We start from the raw sequence: 25,070 nt of genomic DNA on the forward strand, positions 1-25,070 counted from the left end.
AGACAAGGTTAAAGTACGCTTAATTCGTCCGATCCGGCCTATTCGACAACGAAACGCTGGTTTTCACCTAGCGCGTCCTGTTTGACATTTTCCCTGATACCTAGGGACTCATTCGGCCAGGATACATCAATGACCGCGCCGCCAGTCGCCTGCCCCGTCCAGCTCGCGTGGCCGCGTCGCCTGCTGTTTGAGAAATTCAGTTTCGCACCTGACCGTTCAAGTAAAGTCTTGGCGATAAACAGCCCAAGCCCCATACCTTCGTATCCGGGCCTTTTGGCGCCATCTTCGGACAGGCGCCTGCGGCGGACGTAAGGATCACCGATACGGCTCAGCACCGATTGTGGAAAGCCACGGCCATCATCAGAGATGCGCACGTCAATGGTTTCCAGGGTCCAAGCCAGTTCGACGGTGACTTCAGAGCGCGCGAAATCTACCGCGTTCTGGATCAGATTGCGGATGCCATGAATGATTTCAGGACGGCGAGGGATAAAAGGTTGCGTTTGTGGTCCGCCCTCAGCCGGGGCAATGTTGAACCGAACCGACTTCCCACGGTTCATATGGGGTTCGGCAGCTTCACGGATGACCGTTTCAAACGGCGCGCGACGCAACATCAGATCGTCTTTGCCTGCCCTGCCCATTGAGTGGAGAATGACCCTGCAACGCTCGGCCTGTTCGCGGATCAGTTCTGCGTCCTCGTAGAGGTCTGGAAACTCATTCAGCTCTTGCATCAGTTCGCTGCTGACAAGCTTGATGGTCGCCAATGGTGTGCCAAGTTCATGGGCAGCCGCGGCAACCACTCCACCGAGGTCGGTCAGTTTCTGTTCGCGGGCGAGGGCCAGTTGTGTTGCCACCAATGCCTCACCCATGGTGTGCATTTCGTTCGTCACCTGGCGGGCATAAAGGGCTAAGAACACTAGACCAATCAGAAGCGCCACCCAGAAGCCGAACTGAAAAATTGGCGGCAGCGTAAGTGCGAGGCCATTTGCATCGATGATCGGAAAATAGAACACGCTTATCGCTGTCGTTATGGCGATCGCAATGAGCCCAAGAATGATTGTATTCCAGACATGCAGGACCGTCGCGGCAATGGTGACCGGCGCAAGCAGCAGCATTGCAAACGGATTAGTCAGCCCGCCGGTAAGAGATAAGAGCAGGCCGAGTTGAACCAGATCGAAGACAAGCCAGAGGGTCGCTTCATTCTCGGAAAGTCGTTTATTGTCGGGATAGGTGTTCGCCGAAATCAGATTTACAATAACCGCTGCAGTGACCACGGGCACCGCATAGCCGAGCTGGATTTCGAGGTTGTAGTACTGCACGGCAATCAAGAGCGCCGTCGCCTGTCCAACGACTGCACACCAACGCAAGCCGATCAGTGTGCGCAAGCGCACCCAATTGCTCCGTTCTTGTTCGTTGAAGATCTGGATGTCTGAGTTTGGCATTGCTCTTCGGGCTTTCCGGTTTCACCTCAGGACAATAACCGGCAACCGGTCGGTTTCAATTCTCTTCAATTGTCGCAGATCGAAAGTCACGGGGCCAGCATACCTGGTCTTTCTTGCTGATCTTGAAGAATTGTTGACGGATGAACCCTTGCGCCTATTTTCAAACGAGAAGCAGCAGCAGGTCGCATCATGAATATGGAACCGTTGGATCTTGGCGAAGACAAAACTCTTCTGCTCGTCGATGATGACGAGGCATTTTTGCGCCGTCTGGCAAAGGCGATGGAGAAGCGTGGATTTGATGTTGAGATGGCCGGATCGGTTGCCGCCGGACAGGCTATCGCGACCGCAAGGCCGCCAGCCTACGCTGTGGTTGACTTGCGTCTTGAGGATGGAAACGGGTTGGACGTCGTTGAAACCCTTCGCGCGCGCCGTCCCGAAAGCCGGATCGTTGTTTTGACGGGATACGGTGCAATTGCGACCGCCGTTGCAGCCGTAAAGATCGGTGCAACCGACTATCTTGCCAAGCCCGCAGATGCGACTGATGTGACAAACGCGCTTTTGGCGCGGCAAGACGAGTTACCACCACCACCTGAGAACCCGATGAGTGCCGACCGCGTGCGGTGGGAACATATTCAGCGCGTTTATGAGCTTTGCGACCGCAATGTCTCGGAAACAGCAAGGCGGTTGTCGATGCACAGACGCACTTTGCAGCGCATCCTCGCGAAGCGTAGTCCGCGCTAGTTATTCGTCGTCAGTATCGCGGTTCAGCAGGTCGAATTTCCGAAGTTTGACGTAGAGAGATTGCCGCGACAGGCCGAGCATTTCGGCCGCGGCCACACGGTTGTTCATCGTCAACTCGACGGCAGTCTCGATACACATCTTTTCCACGACGTTGGTCGTTTCGGCAACAATGTCTTTCAGCGTAGCACTACCGACCAATTCGACGACGGAGCGCATGCTGTCATCTGATGGGCTGGTCGCTTTTGACTGGCTTGGATCAATCTTTGCTGCGTCGCGAATTACAAACGCAAACAGCAATTTCGAGCCTGCTGTAAGCTTTGTCACGGAAATCTCGACTGCGCGCGGACTGCCGTAGTCACCGGCCATTTTTGTCGCGTAATTTCGCATCCGCCCAGCGCGCTGGGCATTTTCGGTCATGACCTTGAAATCTACAGTGCCCCGCTGGAGGTAATCCGCAAAACTGCGACCGCGCAGGCTAATATCGTGCCCGACGTGTAGGATATCGAGAAACGCATCGTTGGCTGACAGGATGTCCCCTGTATCGGACACGAAAACGATAGCTTCCGGTCCAGCATGATAAAGTTCGAGCACGTTGCTGTTGAGGTCATCTGTTCTTGCAACAGACTCGCCTGCTGGCAAGAGCCGACAGAGCAGCATCTTCTCGCCCGCTGCGCGGTAAAGGACAGGTACAATTTCCACCTGCCCGCCTTTGCCGTCGAGCATCGCCGAAAATGGTTTTTGCGATGGCGAAATCGCATGGTTGGCAAGCGCCTGAACCATATCGACGGATTTCTTCACATCGAAGAATGATTGGAAATTGCTACCAATGGCGCGATCGCTGGGGCGATCAATCAGGGTCGCAGCCGCCGAGTTCGCATCAATGACTTGCCCGGTGTGGACAGACACAAACACGATTGCATCGCTCACGCTTTCCATCAAAACGCGAAAGCGCGTATCAAAACCGCGATTATCCTCATAATCACGCTCAAGCGTCAGCTGTGCCTCGACCAACTGTTGCTGCATGTCCGCAATTGGCTGCAGATCGCGACCCAAAAGCAGAATGGCGCCATCAGGGCCGATCCGGTGGAAGCTGTAGCGGACCGGTGATCCCCAAAGCTGGCTGCCATCAGCGTGGTTTAGCTCAATCGGCCGCACGTTTTCTGCGCCATCCAAGAACTCGGCAAGGCGCACGTCAAACTTGCGATTGCTCTCGTCCGTGAGGAAGTTCCGGATGTCGTTGCCTTCCCACAGATCAAGCCCTTTGAACGTGGTCGCGCTCGGATTGACCAGAACGGAAAGAACTTCTCCATCTTCGGAGATAACCACGCCGACGTCGGCAACTTGCGCGATAATGTCGCCGAGGATTTCGGGGGCGATCAGGGGAATAGCACCACTATTCCAATATTTCGTTCCGCGGGAAGTCACGGACAGCACGCTCTTTGATTGGCCATCCTCATGGCTCAACCCCTGAACTTGGTCAGCGCGTCGTCTTGCGTTGTTCGAAGGAGGCCGCAAAAGTCTAGAGCCTCTTCTGCATTGCCTGTCGCATAGTCTGCACGCGTCTCCTCCAGAACCTTCTGCGTCTTTTCAGCGTCAAGGATAGCTCCACCGACAACAATAGGCGGTGTTTCCTCAACTGCTGACTTCACAGCATCAATCATTAATCGCAGCGATTCAAGACTATCGCTCTGCGACGCTGAGACAAAGATAGCGTCGAATGCAGAACGGCTCAATTCATCGGCAATCGTTTTAGATGTACCGCCCAAAAGCATTTTTACAGAGATGCCTTTTCGCCGCAGTTGGCCACTGAGCACAAATGCACCGAGTGTATGGAAGATGTCCTGAGGGATGACGAGCAACAAGGTGGCATGGGATACCCGAAGCTCGTCTGCGCATGGCCAGTCAGTTTCGAGATCGCGCAAGACCGCTTGCAGGCGAGAGACGGCAATCGTGACTTCGCCAAACGTCAGCTCATCCGCGCACCACATATCGCCATAGGCACGCGCAAGGAAGGGCACATAGAAATCTGCGATATCTTCAGATGGGACACCTGACATAACGGCGCGGCGCACAGCGGCTCTGCCATCATGGGGCCGCATGCTGAGCATGGCATCGTGCAATTCGGCAAGCAGCTTCGGATCAAGTTGATCGACAATGTCGCCGATAATTGCGGCTGACGCCCTTTGTGCTGCAGTGGGTGATAACGCTTCTTGCGCTTCGGGCCGCTTCTTCGCATCGACGTTCCGGTAATCGACCATCTGCGGTCCTCTGGCTGCTTAGTCTCACTTGTCTTGGTCGTCTCGCAATGCTTGGTATTTTTTACGTTGCCCAGTGTAATGTCAAAGGAAATTGACATCTATAGTCGAGCAAAGAGGTATATATTCAATAACCCCATGAAAAATATAGTGTATTTCAAGATAGCGCACCATGGCCGAAAGGCACCTTCCAAATAGTAACTAGGTGTAACTTAAAGTTGACACCCTGACTTCCTGACTAATACTATTTACATAACTGTCTGTCAGGAAGGATTTACATGACGACTGCCAGCACGAACGCCAGCCGGATTCCGCTGACCCGGAACCGCCTCTATACAGATGAGGAGCGGGCACGTCGGGACTCGACCAAATGGACGCTCGTTCAGGGTCTTTTGGCGCCCTTTCAGTTCGTGGTTTTCCTGATCTCTCTGGTATTGGTTCTGCGCTACCTCTGGACTGGCGCTGGCTACGAGTTGGCAAGCCTCTCAATCGTGATCAAGACGGGCGTTTTGCTGGTCATCATGGTGACCGGCGCGATCTGGGAAAAAGTGGTGTTTGGGCAGTATCTTTTTGCCCATGCGTTCTTCTGGGAGGACGTCTTCAGCTTTGCTGTTATCGCCTTGCATTTGCTGTATGTTTTCGCGCTTTCCGGCGGTTGGTATGAACCCACGCAGCTAATGTATATTGCGCTGGCTGCCTATGCGACTTACGTCATTAATGCCGGTCAATTTGTCTGGAAGTTACGGCTTGCCAGACTGGATGCTGAGGGCCGCGCATGAATGTCCCTCTCACCCCGACAAACGGCGGCTGCCGTGGCGCACCAGTTCTTAAAGAGCGCGGCCAGCGAGAGGTCTTTTGCGGCCTCACGGGGATCATTTGGTTGCACCGCAAAATGCAGGACGCTTTTTTCCTGGTTGTAGGGTCGCGGACTTGTGCACATCTGCTGCAATCCGCGGCTGGCGTCATGATCTTTGCCGAACCTCGATTCGGTACAGCGATTCTCGAAGAATCAGATCTCGCGGGCATGGCGGACGCGCATGAAGAGCTTGATCGCGAGGTTGCGCGCCTTTTGGAGCGTCGTCCTGACATCCGCCAGCTATTTCTTGTGGGGTCCTGCCCGTCAGAGGTCATTAAGATCGACCTTGCACGCGCAGCAGAACGATTGAGCAAGGTGCATGCGCCGCATGTGAGGGTGTTGAACTATTCGGGCTCGGGGATCGAGACTACGTTTACCGAGGGTGAGGATGCCTGTCTGGCATCGATGGTGCCGGTGCTGAAAGACACCACCGCGCGCGAGCTTTTGTTGGTGGGTGCCCTGCCCGATGTGGTTGAGGACCAGATGCTGTCCCTTCTGGGCGATATGGGCATTGAAAATATCCGCCTGCTTCCGGCGCGCCGTATCGACGAGACAACCGCAGTCGGGTCAAATACGGTCTTTGCCTTGACCCAACCTTTTCTGGGCGAAACCCACGCGGCGCTTGAACGCCGCGGTGCACGGCACATCGCGGCACCATTCCCGTTTGGTGAGGAAGGCACGACAGCGTGGCTGCGTGCAATTGCTTCCGAATTTGGCGTGAGTGCTGAGACATTCGACAAGGTGACCGCCGCTCCACGCGCCCGTGCAAGAAAGGCGATTTCGCAGGCAGCAGAAGTGCTGCGCGGCAAATCCATCTTCTTTTTCCCGGACAGTCAGTTGGAGATTCCCCTTGCACGGTTCTTGACCCGTGAATGCGGGATGACAGCGGTTGAGGTGGGAAGCCCTTATATCCATGACGCTTTACATGGCCCTGATCTCGACCTTTTGCCGGCGGGTCCACAAATCGCGGAAGGGCAAGATGTTGAGAAGCAGCTTGATCGCGCACTTGCTGCCCGTCCTGATTTGACCGTTTGCGGCCTTGGACTTGCCAATCCGCTTGAGGCGAAGGGCATAACAACCAAATGGGCCATCGAACTGGTGTTCACGCCGGTGCACTTCTACGAACAGGCGGGCGACCTTGCCGGGCTATTCTCGCGGCCAGTCCGACGCAAGCAGCTTCTTCAGTTGGAGGCTGCCGAATGAAGCTGACCGTCTGGACATACGAAGGCCCCCCGCATGTTGGTGCGATGCGCGTTGCAACGGCGATGAAGGGTTTGCACTACGTGCTGCATGCACCGCAGGGCGACACCTATGCGGACCTGCTTTTCACGATGATTGAACGTCGTAACCACCGCCCGCCGGTCACCTATACCACGTTTCAGGCACGTGACCTCGGAGCGGATACCGCGACGCTTTTCAAAACGTCGTGCCATGATGCTGTCGACAGATTTGATCCTGAGGCGATCATTGTCGGCGCATCATGTACGGCTGAACTGATCCAGGACGATCCCGCGGGATTGGCAGAGACGATGGGTCTGGAAATCCCGGTTATCCCGTTGGAGTTGCCCAGCTATAGCCGCAAGGAAAACTTCGGGGCTGACGAGACCTTCTATCAGATCGTCCGTCATCTTGCGAAGCCGCAGGAACGTACTGATCGGGTGACATGCAACATTCTTGGCCCGACGGCGCTGGGCTTTCGTGCACGCGACGACGTGGAAGAACTGACCGGCCTTCTGTCGGAGATGGGGATTGACGTCAATGTCGTGGCCCCGCTGAATGCGAGGCCCTCGGACATTGCCCGCATTCCTGCCGCCCATTTCAATGTGCTGCTGGTGCCTGAAGCTGGCGAAGCGGCTGCGCGCTTTCTTGAGCGTGAATACAAACAGCCATTCACCAAGACCGTGCCAATCGGCGTCGGCGCAACCCGTGACTTCATCGCTGAAGTCGCCGCGATCACGGGTGTTTCGCCCAAGATCGACGAAAGCCGCCTCCGCTTGCCCTGGTGGTCGCGTTCGGTCGACAGCACCTACCTGACCGGCAAGCGCGTCTTTATTTTTGGCGATGGCACGCACGTTGCTGCCCACGCAAGAATCGCCAGAGATGAAATGGGTTTCGAGGTTGTGGGCGTCGGTTGCTACAACCGCGAAATGGCGCGGCCGATCCGAGCATTGGCGAAGGACTACGGCGTCGATGCGCTTATCACAGACGACTACCTCGAAGTCGAACAGGCTATTGAGGCGCTCTCTCCCGAGATGATCCTCGGCACGCAAATGGAGCGTCACATCGGCAAGCGGCTGGGAATTCCCTGTGCTGTGATCTCCTCCCCCGTGCACGTGCAGGATTTCCCAGCTCGCTACTCGCCTCAGGTCGGTTTCGAAGGTGCCAACGTGATCTTCGATACGTTGATACATCCGCTCGTTATGGGCTTGGAAGAGCATTTGCTGACCATGTTCCGCGACGATTTTGAATTCCATGATGACGCTGGCGCGAGCCATCACGGCGGTAAGGCGAAGCCGCAACCGGTTGATGCCTCCGGCGGGAGTTTTTCTTCCAAGATGAAAGAAGAACCGCACGCGGGTGGCGACCCGCAGATAAATGACAATGTGATCTGGCTGTCGGATGCCGAGCGCGAGTTGAAGAAGATCCCGTTCTTTGTGCGTGGCAAGGCGCGCCGCAACACCGAAGCCTTCGCACTGGAAAAAGGGCTGCACGAAATCAGCCTCGATACGCTTTACGAAGCAAAGGCCCATTATGCGCGATGAGGTGATCCATAAACCTTACCGCGTGGTCATTGTCACGCTGGACAGCCATGCAGCGGGGCCGGCCTTGCGCGTGGCTACACGGTTGGCACCCGATTTTCCTGGTTTGGATGTGCAGGTCTTTGCGGCAGCTGAATGGGCCGAAAACCCTGAGGCACTAACGCGTGCAAAGACTGCCGTCGCGCAAGGCGATCTGATCATCGCGAACCTTCTCTTCCTCGAAGAACATGTCAATGCGATCTTGCCGGATCTGAAAGCGCGCCGTGACAGCTGCGATGCCATGATCGGTGTCATCGCGGATGGCGATATCGTGAAGCTCACCCGGATGGGCGATCTCGATATGTCCAAGCCAGCGAGCGGTGCAATGGCTTTGATGAAGAAACTGCGCGGCAAGTCGAAGGCTTCCGCAGAGTCTGGCGCCAAGCAAATGCGTGCTCTGCGCCGTCTTCCCAAGATCCTCAAACTGATCCCTGGCAAGGCGCAGGACCTGCGTGCCTGGTTCTTGTCGATGCAGTATTGGCTGGGTGGGTCCGACGACAATATCGAACAGATGATCCGTTTTCTGATCGGGCGGTATTCGGATCGCCCCGACTGGCACGGTGTAAAAGCGGCCCTGCCAATCGCGTATCCGGACCTCGGGCTTTATCACCCCGACCTGCCTGATCATCATATCACCACGGACCTAAATGAATTGCCGCGCAATGATGCTGCGGTTGCGACTGTCGGTGTCCTGATGCTGAGATCCTACATACTCGCATCTGATACTGCCCATTATGATGCGGTGATCCGCGCGTTCGAGGCTAAAGGCATGCGTGTCATTCCGGCCTTTGCCGGTGGCCTTGACGGGCGGCCAGCAGTCGAGACCTACTTTCAGGGTCGCGTCGATGCGATGGTGTCGCTGACCGGATTCTCGCTGATCGGAGGACCAGCCTATAACGATAGCGAGGCGGCTGTTGAGGTCCTCAGCAACCTCAACGTCCCATATATTGCGGCACAACCCTTGGAGTTTCAAACGCTAGGCCAGTGGGCCAACAGCGGACAGGGTCTAGGGCCGATTGAAACGACCATGCTTGTCGCTCTGCCTGAGATTGACGGCGCTACAAACCCGACAGTCTTTGCAGGTCGCCACAGTGCTGATGGTTGCAACGGCTGTTCGACCGGGTGCGGGGTGCAGTCCGATTGCAAGGCGATGGCGCCATGCCATGAACGCATCACCTCACTTGCCGAAAAGACGCTGCGCCTTGCCAGTTTGCGGCGCAAGCAAAACGCCGAAAAGAAAGTCGGCGTCGTTCTGTTTGGCTTTCCGCCGAATGCGGGGGCCGTCGGAACGGCCGCGTATCTCAGTGTATTTGAGAGCCTCTTCAATACCCTCACCCGCATGAAGGCCGAGGGATACACCGTCGATGTGCCAGAAAACGTGGACGACCTGCGCGCTGCGATCCTTTTGGGCAATGCCACGCAATACGGTCAACAGGCCAATGTCGCGGCCCATGTCGACGCCGATACGATTGTCCGCACAACGCCACCACTCAAAGCAATCGAGGCGGTCTGGGGCCCCGCCCCCGGTAAGATCCAGTCCGACGGACGTGGTGTGTACGTCTTGGGTCAGCATTTCGGGAATGTCTTTGTCGGTGTGCAACCTGCCTTCGGCTATGAGGGTGATCCGATGCGGTTGCTCTTTGAAAAGGGCTTTGCCCCAACCCACGCTTTCGTCACATTCTACCTGTGGCTGCGCAATACGTTTTCGGCTGATGTGGTCCTGCATTTCGGGATGCATGGCGCGCTTGAGTTCATGCCGGGTAAACAGGCGGGTCTGGGTGCGCGTGACTGGCCGGATCGCCTGATTGGCGAGATGCCGAATGTCTATCTTTACGCCGCCAATAACCCCTCCGAGGCGACGCTGGCCAAACGCCGCGCAAATGCGGTGACCATCACGCATCTGACGCCGCCTTTGACGACCGCCGGTCTCTACAAAGGGCTGGCCGAGTTGAAAGACAGTCTGACCCGCTGGCGCGAGATGCCCGCTGACGATGACCAGCGTGATGAACTGGCGCTCCTGATCCGCGATCAGGCCACCGCGGTTGATCTGGATGCGCGTGATCTGAATGGTCTTTGGCTGAAACTGCTTGAAACCGAAGGCTCGTTGATCACCGAGGGTCTGCATGTCGTTGGCAAACCGCTGACCGACAGGGCCAAGGCCGAGTTGATCGCCCTGATGCCAGAGGGTGAGGCAACAGATGCCGCCGCCGCGATGCTGGGTGAGGATCACGAGTTGGCGGGCCTGATGGCGGCGTTGTCGGGTCACTACATTCCGCCGGTACCGGGTGGAGACCTGATCCGCTCGCCTCAGATCGTACCAACGGGCCGCAACATCCATGCGTTCGATCCGTTCCGGATGCCCACAGCCTTTGCCGTGGCCGAGGGAAAAAAGCAGGCTGATTTGCTGCTGCAAACGCACAAGAGCCTGCCACGCACGGTGGCTTTGGTGCTTTGGGGGTCGGATAACATCAAGTCCGATGGTGGCCCGATCGGACAAGCGCTTGCTCTGATGGGCGCTGTCCCGCGCTTTGACAATTTCGGACGTTTGTCCGGTGCCGACCTCATTTCGCTCGCCGCGTTGGGTCGTCCGCGCATTGACGTCGTGATGACCTTGTCGGGTATCTTCCGCGATTTGCTGCCGTTGCAGACACGGATGCTGGCCGAGGCCGCGTTGAAATGCGCCACGGCGGATGAGCCGCTGGAGCAGAATTTCATTCGCGCCCATGCGCTCGCCTATGCTGAGGAAATGAACTGCAGCCTTGAAGATGCGGCGCTGCGCGTCTTCTCGAATGCCGAAGGTGCCTATGGATCGAACGTCAACCAGTTGGTCGATAGCTCTGCCTTTGGCGATGAGGATGAATTGGCGGATGCCTATGAGGCCCGCAAGAGCTTTGCCTACGGCGTGAATGGCAAGGCTTCCCAGAACCCCGCGCTTTTGCAGAAGGCGCTGAAGGACGTTGATCTGGCCTATCAGAACCTCGAAAGCGTGGAGCTAGGGGTGACGACGGTTGATCATTACTTCGATACGCTCGGCGGCATTTCCCGTGCAGTGAAACGTGCGAAGGGCGGACAAGCAGCGCCTGTCTATATCGGTGACCAGACGCGCGGCGCTGCGAAAGTGCGCACCCTGCAGGATCAGGTTGCGCTCGAAACCCGCAGTCGCAGCCTGAACCCGAAGTTCTATGAAGCCCTATTGACCCATGGCCATGAAGGTGTGCGCCAGATTGAAGCGCATGTAACCAACACGCTAGGCTGGTCGGCGACGACTGGCGAGGTTGAGCCTTGGGTATATCAGCGTTTGTCGGAAACCTTTGTGCTGGATGAAGAGATGCGCAACCGTTTGGCGGCCCTGAATCCGCAAGCCTCCATGCGGATGGCGAACCGCCTGCTTGAGGCATCTGATCGGGAATATTGGTCGCCTGATGAAGACACACTCGCGGCGTTGCAGGATGCCGCCGATGCGCTCGAAGACCGGATGGAAGGGGTGGCAGCGGAATGACGATGACCCTCCAGATCGTGCTTTGGAAGGGGGCCAGCCCCCTCGGCCTGACGGCCTCACCCCCGAAGTATTTTAAGCAAAATGATGAAGCAGGAAGGAGGCTCGCATGAGCCCCAGAGATGAGATCCCGAATTTGAAAGGCCTTGATGGCGAAGGCTCGGTGCAGGTGCATCAGCCTGAGGATGCCAAGATCGAAGGCGCAAAGGTCTTTTCGGTCTACGGCAAGGGCGGGATCGGCAAATCGACCACATCGTCGAACCTCTCGGCCGCGTTTTCGATGCTGGGTAAGCGGGTTCTACAGATCGGTTGTGATCCCAAGCATGACAGCACATTTACGTTGACCGGATCTTTGGTGCCGACGGTCATCGATATCCTCAAAGAGGTGGATTTCCACGCCGAGGAACTGCGACCCGAGGACTTCATCTTTGATGGTTTCAACGGGGTGAAATGCGTCGAGGCCGGTGGCCCGCCTGCTGGCACCGGATGCGGTGGCTATGTTGTGGGCCAGACAGTGAAACTGCTCAAGCAGCACCATCTGTTGGAAGACACCGATGTGGTGATCTTTGATGTGTTGGGTGACGTGGTTTGCGGGGGTTTTGCCGCTCCGTTGCAGCACGCGGACCGTGCGCTGATCGTGACGGCTAACGACTTTGACAGCATCTATGCGATGAACCGGATCATTGCTGCCGTGCAAGCCAAGTCCAACAATTACAAGGTACGTCTGGCCGGATGTGTGGCCAACCGCAGCCGCGAAACCGATGAAGTTGATCGCTATTGCGAAACGGTCGGTTTCAACCGCATTGCGCATATGCCCGACCTTGATGCCATCCGTCGCAGCCGCTTGAAGAAGAAAACCCTCTTCGAGATGCCGGATGACGAGGAAATCGTGCAGGTCCGCAAGGAATATATCCGTCTGGCCGAAACACTCTGGAACGGGACCGAGCCTTTGGCACCTGCCCCGCTACCGGATCGTGAGATCTTTGAACTTCTGGGATTTGATTGATTGAGCAATTACGCCGCCACTCGTGACAGGGTCGAACATTACTTCGACCGCACTGCGACCAAAGTTTGGGAGCGGTTGACGTCTGATGCGCCGGTGTCGGGCGTGCGCGCGACCGTGCGTGCAGGGCGCGACCAGATGCGTGCGTTGATGTTGGCGCAACTGCCCAATGATTTGCGCGGAGCGCGGGTACTGGATGCGGGCTGCGGGACTGGGACCATGACTTTCGAGTTGGCCCGGCGTGGGGCCGAAGTGGTCGCGGTCGACATTTCCCCTGCTTTGGTAGGAATCGCCGAGAGGCGTATGCCGCCAGAACTGTCAGGCCAGATCACCTGGACAGCGGGTGACATGCTTGAAGATACCTATGGTCGTTTCGACCATATCTTGGCGATGGACTCGATGATCTACTATTCCGCATCGGACATCGCAGGTCTGTTGGCAAAAGCTGCGCCACGACTGAATGGCAAATTCATTTTTACAATTGCTCCACGGACACCGGCCCTTATGGCGATGTGGCGGATTGGCAAACTGTTCCCGCGCGCTGATCGCAGCCCGGTCATGATCCCACAGACGACAGCAGCAATTGCTCAGGCCTTGCGTGATGTAGGTAACAAAGACCGGCTGGCAGAAGTCAAACAGGTCAAATCAGGGTTCTATATCTCCAAGGCACTCGTGTTCGAGGGAGATCGCTGATGATTTTCAAAGCCTCCTCTCTCAAGAGCATTTCGGTCAATCTGTTGCCTTTCGCTGATGCGGTGAGTGACGAGTTGCCTTTGCGCCAATTGCTGCGCCTTTCGCTTTTTCAGGTGTCAGTGGGAATGGCAGCCGTCATGCTGCTTGGCACTTTGAACCGTGTGATGATCGTGGAGTTAGGGATCGGGTCATCGCTTGTTGCTGCGATGATTGCCATTCCGGTGCTTGTCGCGCCGTTCCGTGCTTTGGTCGGGCACAAGTCTGACAACTACAAATCGGCAATTGGCTGGAAACGCATACCCTACCTGTGGTTCGGGACGATGTGGCAGTTTGGCGGCTTGGCGATCATGCCAATGGCGCTTCTGGTTCTCTCAGGGGACCGTACGCTTGATGTCCCGATTGCAGGTTACCTTGGCGCCGGTCTTGCATTCTTGCTGACCGGTATCGGGATGCACATGACACAAACCGCCGGATTGGCCCTCGCGGCTGATCGCGCGACAGAGGAAACACGACCCAAGGTCGTGGCCCTGCTTTATGTCATGAACCTGCTTGGGATGGCGTTTTCGGCGATTATCATCGGTGCCCTCTTGCGGGATTATTCAGCCCTGCGGCTGGTGCAGGTGGTGCAGGGCACTGCGGTCGTGACGCTTCTTTTGAACCTGATTGCCCTGTGGAAGCAGGAAAAGGTCAGCCCGATGACCAAGGAACAGCGGGCCGAAGCCTCGCCAACGTTCCGTGATGCATGGCGTGACTTGGCGGATGGCGGCGATGCTGGCCGTCTTTTGGCTGTCGTCTTTATCGGCACAATGGCGTTCAACATGCAGGACGTGCTTTTGGAACCCTACGGTGGCGAGATCCTCGGCCTTTCGGTTTCGGCTACGACGCTTTTGACGGCGATGTGGGCGCTGGGTGCTTTGGTCGGCTTTGCGATGGCTGCGCGCTGGCTCAAGGCCGGTCTTGATCCTTATCGGATGTGCGCCCGCGGAATCCTTGCCGGAATTGTCGCCTTTGCCACGGTCATTTTCGCTGCACCCGTCAATTCGCCCGCACTCTTCTACGCCGGAGCGACGCTGATCGGTTTCGGTGGCGGTCTTTTCGGGGTGTCCACCCTGACGGCTGCCATGACAATGCCCACGATCGGCAAGGCCGGTCGCGGTTTGGCCCTTGGTGCCTGGGGGGCTGCACAAGCCACCGGCGCGGGGCTTTCCATCTTTATCGGGGGATCGATCCGTGACCTCGTAAACCATGCCGCAGGGAACGGCACTTTGGGAGAGGCGCTCGCCACGCCTGCTACCGGCTATTCGGTGGTCTACCACACCGAAATTGGCCTTCTTTTTATAACCCTGATTGTGCTGGGGCCGCTTGTGCGGTTGCGGCCAATGAAACCCGGGGGGACTGCCAAGCTGGGTTTGGCAGACTTCCCGACCTAAACACCGAAAGGACTAGAAAATGGTTGGTGTAGAATTCTTTGGCGACTTTGATCTGGCGAGCCTCTCGATCTGGCTGTTCTGGGTCTTCTTTGCGGGGCTCGTTTACTACCTGCAGACGGAAAACATGCGCGAAGGCTATCCTTTGCGTGATGACAATGACGAGGTTCCAGCGAACGAGAGCCTTTGGCCATTGCCGAAAGAGAAAACGTTCATCTTGCGTGATGGCCGAGGCACTTTGACAGTGCCGTCTCGCGAGTACGAAAACGCAAAATTGCGCGATGGTCTTGCACTTGCGCAGTCTTCGCCAGCGTCAGGCTCTCCTTGGATTCCGACAGGTGACCCAATGGTCGATGGCGTTGGTCCGGCTGCATGGGCGCCGCGCCGCGACGCACCAGAGCTCGATGCGCACGGTCATGTCAAAATCAAACCGATGTCGATGCTGCCTGACTTCAAGATCTCTGCCGGACGTGACCCGCGCGGGAAAGCCGTTGTCGGTCGTGACGGTGAGGTTGTTGGCCGGGTGATCGACATGTGGGTCGACGTGCCGGAGGCGCTTGTGCGCTACCTGACGGTCGATCTCAATCCAGAAGGGTCCGGCAAGACACGTCTGATCCCGATCAACATGGCCCGCATCCAAAGCGACCGTGTGACAGTCCGCTCATTGAAGGCCGGCAACTGGGACAACGTTCCTGCAACCAAGAGCTCCGAGCAGGTCACCTTGCTCGAGGAAGACAAGATCATGGCCTACTACGCCGGCGGCACACTTTACGCCTCCTGATTACGTCTTTTTGACACCAACCATCGCCCCCGTTTCGCCAGCGGGGGTGGAAGACAGACGAAAGGGAACACGCCATGAGTCACGACGACTTCAACTTTGAGCCGATCCGGGGGCTCCCTGAAAAGCTGCCCGAAGGCGAGCATATCCTCTGGCAAGGGGCACCTGACCCGCGACGGTTGGCGCGTGAGGCGCTGGGCGTAAGGTGGGTGGCAGGTTACTTCTTGCTGCTTGCGGTCTGGCGTGTAGGCGCATCGGCAACAGAAGTGCCTTTCAGCGTCGCCATCCTTCATGGGGCTCCTTTTGTTCTGTCTGGCCTTGTTGCTTGCGCTATCCTCTACGGCATTGCGTATGTGCAGGCCCGATCCACGGTTTACACGTTGACCAACAAGAGGGTCGCCATGCGGATTGGCGCGGCCCTCACCATGACGTTGAACCTGCCCTATACATGGATCGGCACTGCAAAACTGGACCTCAAACCATCGGGTCATGGCACCCTCGCGTTCGAACTGATCGGGGAAACGCGGATATCTTACCTGATGTCCTGGCCACATGTACGGCCATGGCGCATGGCGCGGACCCAGCCCGCCCTGCGCTGCATCCCCGATGCCGAGAACGTCGCTCGTATCTTTGCGGAAGCCGCTGAGACGCGAATTTCCGAACCAAAGCTAGAACGTATCCAGCAACCAGACGGCGATGCCGTCGCAGCGGAGTAGCATTATGTCACAACTTGAACAGCAAATGCGCCACCGCGACAAAGAGATGGTTCCACGCATTCTGGTGCAAGCGATGTTTGCCCTTATGTTCGCGAGCCTTGCATTGGTTGCCTACGCACAGTGGTTCAACGTGCCCAACCGTGGTGTACTGGTCGAAGCGCCTGTGGTGCAAACTCTCGATATCGTCATGGAAGGCGACCGCAACGGCGTTTACCTCGTGACCACAACCGACGGAAACCAGATCGCATCCTCCGCTGACGAGAAAGGCGGATTTCTCGGTGTGATCGGGCGCGTGATTGACCGGGAGCGGTTCAAGCAGAACGTGGTGGGCAATCCACCCTTTCAGGTGGTCCGTCGTGAAAACGGCAACATCGCCATTCTGGATGACGCGACCGGCCTGCGGGTCGAATTGATCGGATACGGACAAGACAACGTGGCAGCCTTCGCAGGGCTGCTGGACTGAAACAATGGGCAGATTAGCCACCTGCCATTCAATCTGAAAGGGAACGCAAATGGGACTATTCTTTCGTGAAAAGGAGACCGCACCTTGCACGGTGACGATCTCCCACCGCTTCGAGGAATTGTCGGCACATGTCCGTCTCGACAATGGTGCCGTCATTCATCCAGGCGATACCGTGCAGGTCCAAGGTCCCGAGATCATGGCCGCATTTGGTGAGTTGATCGAAGAACAGCGCACCGCTGTTATTACCCGCGCTTCAAAGCTCGAGCAGCTCTGGACCCGCGCGACGGGCGATCTGGAGTTTATGGAACTTTGCGAATTCTCGTTCAGCGAAGAGGTGATGTCATGAACGTTCAACGCCCGACACATTCTGCGGACGCCTCCACGGTTGAGGACGCACTGGCCGCTGGCAACTATGATCCGGTGATTGACAGCAAAACAGCGACCGATGTTGCGCTGCAGAATACCCTTCTGACACCCCGCTTCTACACCACCGATTTCGACGAATTGGACGCAATCGATGTCTCTTCTGTCCGCGAGGAATGGGACAAGCTCATTGGACAGATGAAGGCGGACCCCAATAAAGGCCACTTCAAAAAGAACGAGGACTGGGACCATATCGATTGGGACGGGATGGAGCCCAAGCTGAAAGCCGAGTTTATCGACTTTCTGATCTCGTCTTGCACTGCCGAATTCTCTGGCTGCGTCCTTTACAAAGAGATGAAGCGCCGCGGCTCGAATAAAGACATCACAGAACTGTTCCAACTCATGGCCCGTGATGAGGCGCGTCATGCAGGCTTCATCAATGACGCTCTGCGCGAGGCAGGTATCGCGGTGAACCTCGGCTTTCTGACGCAGGCGAAGAAATACACCTACTTCCGCCCCAAGTTCATCTATTACGCGACCTACCTTTCAGAGAAGATCGGCTATGCGCGCTATATCACGATCTATCGTCATCTTGAGGCAAACCCTGACAAGCGCTTTCACCCGATCTTCAAGTGGTTTTGCGAATGGTGCAACGACGAGTTCAGCCATGGCGAAGCCTTTGCCCTCTTGATGAAAACCGATCCCAAGCTGACGGAAAGCTATGCCAACCGCCTATGGATCAAGTTCTTCCTGACGGCTGTTTTCTCGACCATGTGGGTGCGTGATCACCAGCGTCCGGCTTTCCACGCAGCACTCGGCGTTGACCCGGAATGGTATGGGCAGGAGGTATTCCGCAAAACCTCGGAGATCTCTAAACAGGTCTTCCCGATGACGCTGGATATTAATCATCCGCGATGGATACCGGCGCTACGCCGGATGCAGGACGCCAATGCGCAGATTGCTGATGGCCGCAAGCAAGGTGGACTTGGTGGATGGTTTGCGCGGATGGCTGGCTCTGCAAAGGCAGGTGCCGCTTTCGTTTCACTTCTGACAATTCCCGTCGAAAAGAATGCCGTTCCTGACAGTCCACGTTTGGAGCCAGCCTATTGAACCTCACTACACGACATAACGAAAGCGCTGCCAAGTGACGTCGCCGTGGGTCGCCTCTTTCCTTGCGATATTTGCCTGGTGGTTTTCCACCGGGCTGATCCTGATGGTTGTCCGCAGAGCGGATCGATTGGGAAGTCACGGCATGACGGTCTTTGTTGCCTTGCCGATGCTGGTGCTGGGCGCTTGGGCCGTGCAGGGGTCACTGCATGAGCTTTCGGCGGTAGGTGCTTACCTTGGCTTTGCGGGAGCCTTGGCGATTTGGGGATGGGTTGAACTGGCATTCCTTGCAGGCGTGATTACAGGACCCTCGCGCGACGAATGCCCCCCGCAAGCCAGAGGCCGTGACCGGTTCTTTCGGGCGTTTCAGACGGTGGCCTACCATGAACTGGCTTTGACGCTTGGTCTCTGGGCGCTTGTGATTGCGTCTGATGGTGCCGAAAACCGGATCGCTTTGGCGACCTATCTGATCCTGTTTCTTGCGCGCATTCTGGCAAAGTTAAACCTTTTCCTCGGTGTGCCACGCATCAACATGGAATTTGTCCCGGCGCGGCTTGTGCATCTGAAGTCCTATTTCCGCAATGGACCGGTTTCCTTGATGTTTCCGTTTGCAATCACTGTTCTGACGGCGCTTTTGGCTGTTTGTGCCGAACGCCTTTGGGGTGCCCAAAGCGATGTTGCGCTTGTCGGCTTTGCACTGCTCACAGCGCTTGCGGCGCTCGCTCTTCTCGAACACTGGCTGATGGTCGTGCCATTGCCTGATGCGAAACTCTGGCGCTGGATGTTGCCCGCGCCCAAAACAATGACCAAAGAAGAAAGATAGACGGATGGACTTTGACGCGCTCTTTACCGAACAACTGGACCAGCTCAAATCGGAAGGAAACTACCGCTATTTTGCCGAGTTGGAGCGAAAGTGCGGGAAGTTTCCGAAAGCGGCCAATCATGCTGAGGAAGGTGTCCGCGATGTGACCGTCTGGTGTTCGAATGACTATCTGGGCATGGGTCAGCATCCGAAAGTGATCGGCGCAATGTGCGAAGCGGTCGAGCGCACTGGAACTGGCGCTGGCGGCACGCGCAATATCAGTGGGACCAACCATGATCACCTGCTGTTGGAACGCGAGTTGGCTGATCTGCACGGCAAAGAGGCGGCACTGCTTTTCACGTCTGGCTATGTGTCAAACTGGGCTGCGCTGAGTTGCCTCGGAAGCCGTCTTGAGAACTGTGTGATCCTGTCGGATGCAGGCAATCATGCCTCGATGATCGAAGGCATCCGTCATTCGCGCGCGACAAAGCTCATCTGGCGGCACAACGATGTCGCTGACCTGGAGGCAAAGCTGGCAGCCCTGCCGGCAAATGTGCCCAAGATCGTAGCATTCGAAAGCGTCTATTCGATGGACGGCGATATCGCTCCGATCCGCGAAATTGTCGAAGTGGCCGAGAAATATGGTGCGATGACGTATCTGGACGAGGTGCACGCGGTCGGTATGTATGGTCCCCGCGGGGGCGGCGTCAGCGAGCGTGAGGGTCTCGCTGATCGCATCACTTTGATTGAAGGCACTTTGGGCAAGGCGTTTGGCGTCGTTGGTGGGTATATCACCGGTTCAGCAGCCCTGTGCGACTTCATCCGTTCCTTTGCTTCAGGCTTTATCTTTACGACGGCGCTACCGCCTGCCGTGGCTGCTGCAGCGCGGACCTCAATTTCCTATCTGAAGGAAAGCAAGATCGAGCGGGCTCAACAGCGTCGTCAGGTTGCCCGACTGCGCGCCGCGTTAGATCTGGAAGGCATCCCGCATATGCACAACGAAAGTCATATTGTCCCTGTGATGATTGGCGATCCAGTCAAGACACGGATGCTTGCTGACTACCTGATGCGCGAATGGGACATTTACGTTCAGCCAATCAATTATCCGACGGTGCCGAAGGGGACTGAGCGCCTCCGTTTCACACCTTCACCACTCCATACAGACGCCGATATTGATCATCTGGTCAATGCGTTACGGGTCTTGTGGAAACAATGCGCGCTCGCGCGTGCGGTGGCCTGATAGCCTCACGCATTCTTTTGGGTGCAGGGGTGGACCATCGCCAACCTTGCGTTACATTACGCTCCGACTGGGGCGAACGGTCACAGAATCAGATCGAAAAGGAAGACGATCATGAAACGTTATACAATCGCAGCAGCCCTTGCTGTTCTTTCCGCACCGGCTTTTGCAGACGGTCACGCCGCAACGATTGGCGATGCCGCAGCAGGTGAAGAGCAATTTAACCGTCAGTGTGTGGCTTGCCACGTCGTTGCTGATGCCTCTGGCGAGGTTCTTGCCGGCCGCAACGCGCGGACAGGTCCGAACCTCTATGGCATTGCCGGCCGTGCGCTCGGCTCGGTCGAGGACTTCCGCTACAGTGATGGTCTTATCGAATTGGGCGAAGGTGGCACTGTCTGGACTGAAGAAGCTTTCGTTGGCTATGTTCAGGACCCAACCGGTTGGCTTCGCGAAACTCTCGATAACCGTCGTGCACGCGGCAAGATGGCCTACCAGGTCCGACAGGAAGATCAGGCGTATGACCTTTATGCCTATCTCGCCACATTTGGCGCCGATGAGGCGATGGAAGACGGTGAGATGGAAGATAGCGACAGCGACAGCTAATTCGCTCATCTTCTTTTGTTAGAAAGCCGCCGGATGTCCGGCGGCTTTTTCATTGGGTGATGAGGTCCGCAATCGCCAAGGCATTTTCCTCATGCGCGAGATGCCCCAACCCCCGAAGAGTTGTTTGCCGGGCAAAAGGAAGGCGCGCGGCGGCTTCTGCACTGACTCGCGGTGGAACGGCCTTGTCATTCTCTGCCGCGATCAAATGCACCTTGGTTTCGATCTGCGGGAGCCTGTTGAGCAACCCGTCCAAATGCCACTGTGCCATCATCGATAGCGTGGCATCTACATGACCTGCGTCAGTCGCCAGCCGATAGTAGAGGTCAATCCCTTCAGCGCCGAGCGTTGACCCCGTTCCTTCGATCAGGTTCTTCACAGATTGGCGGGTGGCAGTATTGGCAAAAAGGCTTGCGCTAAAGGGTGTCACGGCCAAGGCCTTTGCCATCATGGGAAAAAGCCAGCCTGCAACACCCTTGAAGTTTCCCAAGGCAGCATTGATGCAAGTCACACCATGCTCGGGCCGCGCACCGAGTTCCCAGATGCGCAATGCAATCGCAGCACCTGCAGAGTGTCCAACGATCATGTCTGGCTTCCAGGCTTGATTGCGGCAAAGGGACAAAAGGTCCTCGGCCATATGATCGAGGCCGCAACGTTGCTGCGCACCCAACTGGGTAAATCCCTGACCGGGCAAATCAACAGCGACGACACGGTGAGTTTTGGCCAAAATCGGAAAGAGATGCCGAAAGCTTTGTGTGGCCCCGCCAGCACCATGAATCAACAGAATGAGGGGGCCAACTCCATGCTCCTGGACGTGCCAGCGATGTGGGCGGTGCAAAATTCGGCGGGAGTAGTCAGACAGCGGCCAATCGTGGGCGTCAGCGGGCCAGCGCATCGCCTAGCTTTCCAGCACGGTTGCGACAGACTTTGAAAGTCGTTCTGCATCAGCGCGTGGTAGCGGCAGATAAGCTCCGTCAAGAATTTGGGAAAGGTTGCGCAACGCAGGTTCAGGCCTGTTGCCGGTATCGATGATAATGGCATCAGTGCCTGCGGCACGGAGCGATTTTGCGACCGTTTGGGCATCAACCGCCGCCTGCTTGCGGTCTACGCTCCCGTCCAAGGCGATATTGGCACGCCCATCAGTCAGAATTGCAATCGTCGGTGTTAAACCACGCCGCGCGGCTTGGGCAGACTGCTCAAATGCTGTGAGCATTCCAGCGGCCAGTGGCGTGCCGCCGCCGCCCGGCAAGGCCGCAAGTCGCCGTTTTGTCTGCACCAGCGACCGCGTTGGTGGCAATAACAGCTCGGCCTCTGTCCCGCGAAAGGCAATCAAGCAGACATGATCGCGGCGCGCATAAGCTTGCGTGAGAAGTAACTCGACCGCGCCTTTGGCCTCGGCCAGTCTGGTGAGCGCGGATGATCCGGATGCATCCACCGTGAAGATCAGCAGCCTATCTGATTTTTCCTCATAGCGCTTGATGTGGATATCTGATGAATGGATGTGCAGACCTTCCCGCCCCGTGGCCCTGCGCCTGATCGTCTGCCAGGGGGCGGCTGCGCGCAGTGTTCCGATGATATCAATGCGTGCCCCATCGCTGAGACGACCGGCCCGCGACGGCAAGGGCCGGCCGCGACGGTTGCCTTTCCGTGCAGCACCCGTTCCATTCCCGCGCCCTGCCCGGGCTTTCTGTGCTGCAAGTTGGTCAAAGAGGTTATCTGGCAGCAGCGCCCGAACCGCTTCAAGCAGCAATTCATCGGGAAGGTTAAGGCTGTTATTGTCGCCGTTGTCTTGGCTTTCATCGGACTGGTTCTGCGGCGGCGATTGTTCTTCCTGCTGCGGCTCCTCCGGAACCCGCGTTGCACGGTGGGCAAATGTCATTGCGCAGGCCAATTGAACGTCTTCGGCAATGACCTCAGTTCGCTGGTTAAACGCGGCAAGTGCTTTGGCGGCGCGGATGGCGAACAAGGGTGCGCGCAAACTGTCGATCCCGAGTTCTTCGGCGATCCGGGTGATCTGCGTGATCGTGTCAGGCGATATTGTCGCGGTCCCGCGAACCGCAAGAGGCGGCACACTGATTTCATCGCAATCACGCAGTGCGCAATCCGAAAGGTCCACGAAAAATGCAAGTCGTTCGGCAAGTTTTGGGTTGAGCGCCTCGTCTGGCTCAGCCCCTTCATCAAGCGCAATCAACGTGTGATCGTTGCTAGTGTCCAAGGCTACGGCAAGTCGCGCCGCGAGCGCAGTCGACGCGCGTTCTGCCATCGTCAGCAGCAACGGGCCCGACGTTGAAAGCAAGCCCGTGTCTTTGACAAGCTCGCCACGTGCAAGCGTCGCAGAGAGGTCCAAGCCGCCGTAGAGCGCTTCGTCCGAGATGGCGGGATGGATGCGTCTCGCATCGGCAGGAAACATCTGCGAAAGGCGTTCACGCACCGGCCCTGAGCGTGCTTTGATACAGATGCCGCCAAGACCTGGGTCAATGGCGATCAATTGCAACGCAAGAGTTGCGTGGTGCCAACTCTCGTTAGCCAAGGACGTCTTCCACGGTGCGTGTGACCCGCGTTCCGCTACCCGCTTCATCCAGTGGATCACGGCGCAAACGGTGGCGCAGGGCCATGGGCGCGACTTCTTTGATATGGTGCCTCGACAGAGATCTGTCACCCTGCCACGCTGCAAAGGCGCGGGCGGCCTTCAGAAGGGTCAATTCACCGCGAAGCCCGTCTGAGCCAAGCGTGAGACACAATTCTGCGACATCATTGAGTACCTGATCCGGCGTTTTGATTTTGCCCAGCGCACGGCGGGCCTTCAGAATGCGGTCACGGATTGCCGCGTCCTCTGCCTGCCAGCGCAGCATGAATGCCGTGTTGTCATTTTCAAAGGCATCCCGCCGTTTGATCACTTCAACACGTGTGGCAACTTCTTTCGGTGATCCGACTTCCACAGAAAGGCCAAACCGGTCGAGCAATTGCGGCCGCAATTCTCCCTCTTCCGGGTTTCCCGAACCGACCAGTACAAAACGCGCGGGATGCCTGATTGACAGACCCTCACGCTCAACAACGTTTTCGCCCGATTGCGCCACATCAAGCAGAAGATCGACGATATGATCCTCGAGCAGGTTCACCTCATCAATATAGAGATACCCACGATTGGCCTTTGCCAGCAGGCCCGGCTGAAACGCCTTTTCACCTTTGGTCAGCGCCTTCTCGATGTCGAGCGCGCCGGTCACGCGATCTTCGGTGGCACCCAGTGGCAGATCAACGACAGGGGTGGGGGCTTCCTCGGTCTTTTTAGCCTTGAGTCCAGCCCAAGCAGGCACATCTTTTGCGAACTGGCTGTTCACAGGGCAGCCGCGCACGGCCTTGATGGGTGGTAGCAGCGCGGCAAGCGCGCGGACCGCAGTAGATTTCCCGGTACCGCGGTCCCCGAATACCAAGACACCACCTATGCTGCCGTCAATGGCTGTGAGGATCATCGCCTGCTTCATCTCGTCTTGGCCGACGATGGCTGAGAATGGGAATGGTTGCATTATGCAGCCTCCAACTTTGCGAGGGGCGAGGTGCCGTTCCAGGTGCCGCGATCGGAATGGACTGCGAAGCGGGCATATAGTTCTTCGCGAAACCAGCCTTCGTCGCGGACGGCACGGATCGCTTCGGCGTGTGGGCCCGTCCGTGCAAAACCGGCCATTGTTTTTTCGTCAGGCCAGATCGAGAAGGTGACCTGATGCAACATTGGCACTTCGCCGATGCCGATCTTGAAGGCGACGTTCGGATCTTGCCCGATGACCTCTGAAATATTCGGCACACGAGCCCAAAAGCGGGCGGCAATATGGGGCTTGATCGTTGCGCGTGTCAGTGCCGCTAACGCACCCGTGCCGGAAGCCTGTGTCGGTGCAAAGGGCGATTGTCCTGACCAGGCACCGCGAACGGATTGGGTTTGCAAGAAGACCGTCCAGGTCTCGGTTGCTTTCGCAATATATCGGGCAAAGACGCCTTCGGTTGTGCGCTTGCGGGCTGTTGCGGCATCCGGCCATGTTGCGAGGATCGCGTAAACAGCTGTGTTTGGAACGGGGGTGAAACCTTCGCCAGTGCCAGAGCCGCAAAGCTTCCAAAAGCCAATGTCGGGTGTACGGGCCAAAGGTAGCCTTGCCGCTCCCATCATCGTTAACGCCCAAACACGCGAAGCAGCGCCGGCGAAGCGGTAGAAAGAGAGGCTTACAGTTTGTGTCACGAGTGACCCCTGGCTTGTCAGTCAATCCTGACACATGACTCGAGCTTTGGGAAGTGATTGACAATATTAAT

Annotated in this window: 23 protein-coding genes; 16 read left to right on the forward strand and 7 right to left on the reverse strand. The window is 57.0% G+C overall.

Annotated elements, in window-relative coordinates; all coding sequences use genetic code 11:
* Window positions 1-38: 38 nt before the first annotated feature.
* Window positions 39-1,439, reverse strand: coding sequence for a sensor histidine kinase RegB (gene regB, locus BM316_RS11735; protein ID WP_090208664.1), 1,401 nt, complete (start codon window positions 1,437-1,439; stop codon window positions 39-41).
* A gap of 189 nt (window positions 1,440-1,628) precedes the next feature.
* On the opposite strand from regB, the gene BM316_RS11740 reads away from it, so the two are divergent.
* The gene (locus BM316_RS11740; RefSeq protein WP_090208668.1) at window positions 1,629-2,180 is read left to right on the forward strand and encodes an ActR/PrrA/RegA family redox response regulator transcription factor; all 552 of its coding nucleotides are present in this window, start codon (window positions 1,629-1,631) and stop codon (window positions 2,178-2,180) included.
* Here the strand turns inward: BM316_RS11740 and ppsR are convergent, their stop codons facing one another.
* Complete coding sequence (gene ppsR, locus BM316_RS11745; RefSeq protein ID WP_090209446.1) at window positions 2,181-3,605, reverse strand: transcriptional regulator PpsR; 1,425 nt, start codon at window positions 3,603-3,605, stop codon at window positions 2,181-2,183. It lies immediately after the preceding gene.
* 35 nt (window positions 3,606-3,640) lie between these two features.
* A complete protein-coding gene (locus BM316_RS11750) occupies window positions 3,641-4,438 on the reverse strand; it encodes a cobalamin B12-binding domain-containing protein (protein ID WP_090208671.1) in 798 nt (265 codons plus the stop codon).
* Between the two features lie 275 nt (window positions 4,439-4,713).
* On the opposite strand from BM316_RS11750, the gene bchF reads away from it, so the two are divergent.
* The 15 genes from bchF to BM316_RS11825 all read left to right on the forward strand — a co-directional run bounded on the left by bchF (window position 4,714) and on the right by BM316_RS11825 (window position 20,777).
* Window positions 4,714-5,214 carry a 2-vinyl bacteriochlorophyllide hydratase gene (gene bchF, locus BM316_RS11755; RefSeq protein WP_090208673.1) on the forward strand — a complete coding sequence of 167 codons (501 nt, stop codon included), beginning with the start codon at window positions 4,714-4,716 and terminating at the stop codon, window positions 5,212-5,214.
* Window positions 5,211-6,494: a ferredoxin:protochlorophyllide reductase (ATP-dependent) subunit N gene (locus tag BM316_RS11760; RefSeq protein WP_090208675.1), complete on the forward strand. Its 1,284-nt coding sequence runs from the start codon at window positions 5,211-5,213 to the stop codon at window positions 6,492-6,494. Before bchF ends, BM316_RS11760 begins: the two co-directional genes overlap by 4 nt.
* Window positions 6,491-8,053: a ferredoxin:protochlorophyllide reductase (ATP-dependent) subunit B gene (bchB, locus tag BM316_RS11765; RefSeq protein ID WP_090208678.1), complete on the forward strand. Its 1,563-nt coding sequence runs from the start codon at window positions 6,491-6,493 to the stop codon at window positions 8,051-8,053. Before BM316_RS11760 ends, bchB begins: the two co-directional genes overlap by 4 nt.
* Window positions 8,043-11,588, forward strand: coding sequence for a magnesium chelatase subunit H (locus BM316_RS11770; protein ID WP_090208681.1), 3,546 nt, complete (start codon window positions 8,043-8,045; stop codon window positions 11,586-11,588). The genes bchB and BM316_RS11770 overlap by 11 nt, the downstream gene beginning before the upstream one ends.
* A gap of 106 nt (window positions 11,589-11,694) precedes the next feature.
* Window positions 11,695-12,591, forward strand: a complete 897-nt coding sequence (gene bchL / locus BM316_RS11775; protein WP_090208684.1) for a ferredoxin:protochlorophyllide reductase (ATP-dependent) iron-sulfur ATP-binding protein — start codon at window positions 11,695-11,697, stop codon at window positions 12,589-12,591.
* Entirely contained in the window at window positions 12,592-13,281 is a 690-nt protein-coding gene (bchM, locus tag BM316_RS11780; protein ID WP_090208687.1) for a magnesium protoporphyrin IX methyltransferase, read from the forward strand.
* Window positions 13,281-14,711 carry a PucC family protein gene (locus tag BM316_RS11785; RefSeq protein ID WP_090208690.1) on the forward strand — a complete coding sequence of 477 codons (1,431 nt, stop codon included), beginning with the start codon at window positions 13,281-13,283 and terminating at the stop codon, window positions 14,709-14,711. The genes bchM and BM316_RS11785 overlap by 1 nt, the downstream gene beginning before the upstream one ends.
* A gap of 19 nt (window positions 14,712-14,730) precedes the next feature.
* Entirely contained in the window at window positions 14,731-15,489 is a 759-nt protein-coding gene (gene puhA / locus BM316_RS11790) for a photosynthetic reaction center subunit H (protein WP_090208695.1), read from the forward strand.
* 74 nt (window positions 15,490-15,563) lie between these two features.
* Complete coding sequence (gene puhB, locus BM316_RS11795; protein WP_090208698.1) at window positions 15,564-16,202, forward strand: photosynthetic complex putative assembly protein PuhB; 639 nt, start codon at window positions 15,564-15,566, stop codon at window positions 16,200-16,202.
* Between the two features lie 4 nt (window positions 16,203-16,206).
* Entirely contained in the window at window positions 16,207-16,665 is a 459-nt protein-coding gene (gene puhC / locus BM316_RS11800; protein WP_090208701.1) for a photosynthetic complex assembly protein PuhC, read from the forward strand.
* 49 nt (window positions 16,666-16,714) lie between these two features.
* Entirely contained in the window at window positions 16,715-17,011 is a 297-nt protein-coding gene (locus BM316_RS11805) for an O2-dependent cyclase accessory protein (protein ID WP_207493691.1), read from the forward strand.
* Window positions 17,008-18,138 carry a magnesium-protoporphyrin IX monomethyl ester (oxidative) cyclase gene (gene acsF / locus BM316_RS11810; protein WP_090208706.1) on the forward strand — a complete coding sequence of 377 codons (1,131 nt, stop codon included), beginning with the start codon at window positions 17,008-17,010 and terminating at the stop codon, window positions 18,136-18,138. Before BM316_RS11805 ends, acsF begins: the two co-directional genes overlap by 4 nt.
* Window positions 18,139-18,172: 34 nt before the next feature.
* Window positions 18,173-18,958, forward strand: a complete 786-nt coding sequence (puhE, locus tag BM316_RS11815; RefSeq protein ID WP_090208710.1) for a putative photosynthetic complex assembly protein PuhE — start codon at window positions 18,173-18,175, stop codon at window positions 18,956-18,958.
* A gap of 4 nt (window positions 18,959-18,962) precedes the next feature.
* The gene (hemA, locus tag BM316_RS11820) at window positions 18,963-20,177 is read left to right on the forward strand and encodes a 5-aminolevulinate synthase (protein ID WP_090208712.1); all 1,215 of its coding nucleotides are present in this window, start codon (window positions 18,963-18,965) and stop codon (window positions 20,175-20,177) included.
* Between the two features lie 111 nt (window positions 20,178-20,288).
* Window positions 20,289-20,777, forward strand: coding sequence for a c-type cytochrome (locus BM316_RS11825; protein ID WP_090208714.1), 489 nt, complete (start codon window positions 20,289-20,291; stop codon window positions 20,775-20,777).
* Between the two features lie 49 nt (window positions 20,778-20,826).
* Here the strand turns inward: BM316_RS11825 and bchO are convergent, their stop codons facing one another.
* Genes bchO through crtA form a run of 4 tightly spaced genes read right to left on the reverse strand, consistent with a single transcriptional unit; the run spans window position 20,827 to window position 24,999 of the window.
* On the reverse strand, window positions 20,827-21,669 hold the full coding sequence (gene bchO / locus BM316_RS11830) for an alpha/beta fold hydrolase BchO (protein ID WP_090208716.1): 843 nt from the start codon (window positions 21,667-21,669) through the stop codon (window positions 20,827-20,829).
* Between the two features lie 3 nt (window positions 21,670-21,672).
* The gene (locus tag BM316_RS11835; RefSeq protein WP_242649888.1) at window positions 21,673-23,304 is read right to left on the reverse strand and encodes a magnesium chelatase subunit D; all 1,632 of its coding nucleotides are present in this window, start codon (window positions 23,302-23,304) and stop codon (window positions 21,673-21,675) included.
* Window positions 23,297-24,301 carry a magnesium chelatase ATPase subunit I gene (gene bchI / locus BM316_RS11840; RefSeq protein WP_090208721.1) on the reverse strand — a complete coding sequence of 335 codons (1,005 nt, stop codon included), beginning with the start codon at window positions 24,299-24,301 and terminating at the stop codon, window positions 23,297-23,299. Before bchI ends, BM316_RS11835 begins: the two co-directional genes overlap by 8 nt.
* Complete coding sequence (gene crtA, locus BM316_RS11845) at window positions 24,298-24,999, reverse strand: spheroidene monooxygenase (RefSeq protein WP_090208722.1); 702 nt, start codon at window positions 24,997-24,999, stop codon at window positions 24,298-24,300. Before crtA ends, bchI begins: the two co-directional genes overlap by 4 nt.
* Window positions 25,000-25,070 lie beyond the last annotated feature (71 nt).

The sequence above is a fragment of the Yoonia litorea genome, from assembly GCF_900114675.1.
GTDB lineage: Bacteria > Pseudomonadota > Alphaproteobacteria > Rhodobacterales > Rhodobacteraceae > Yoonia > Yoonia litorea.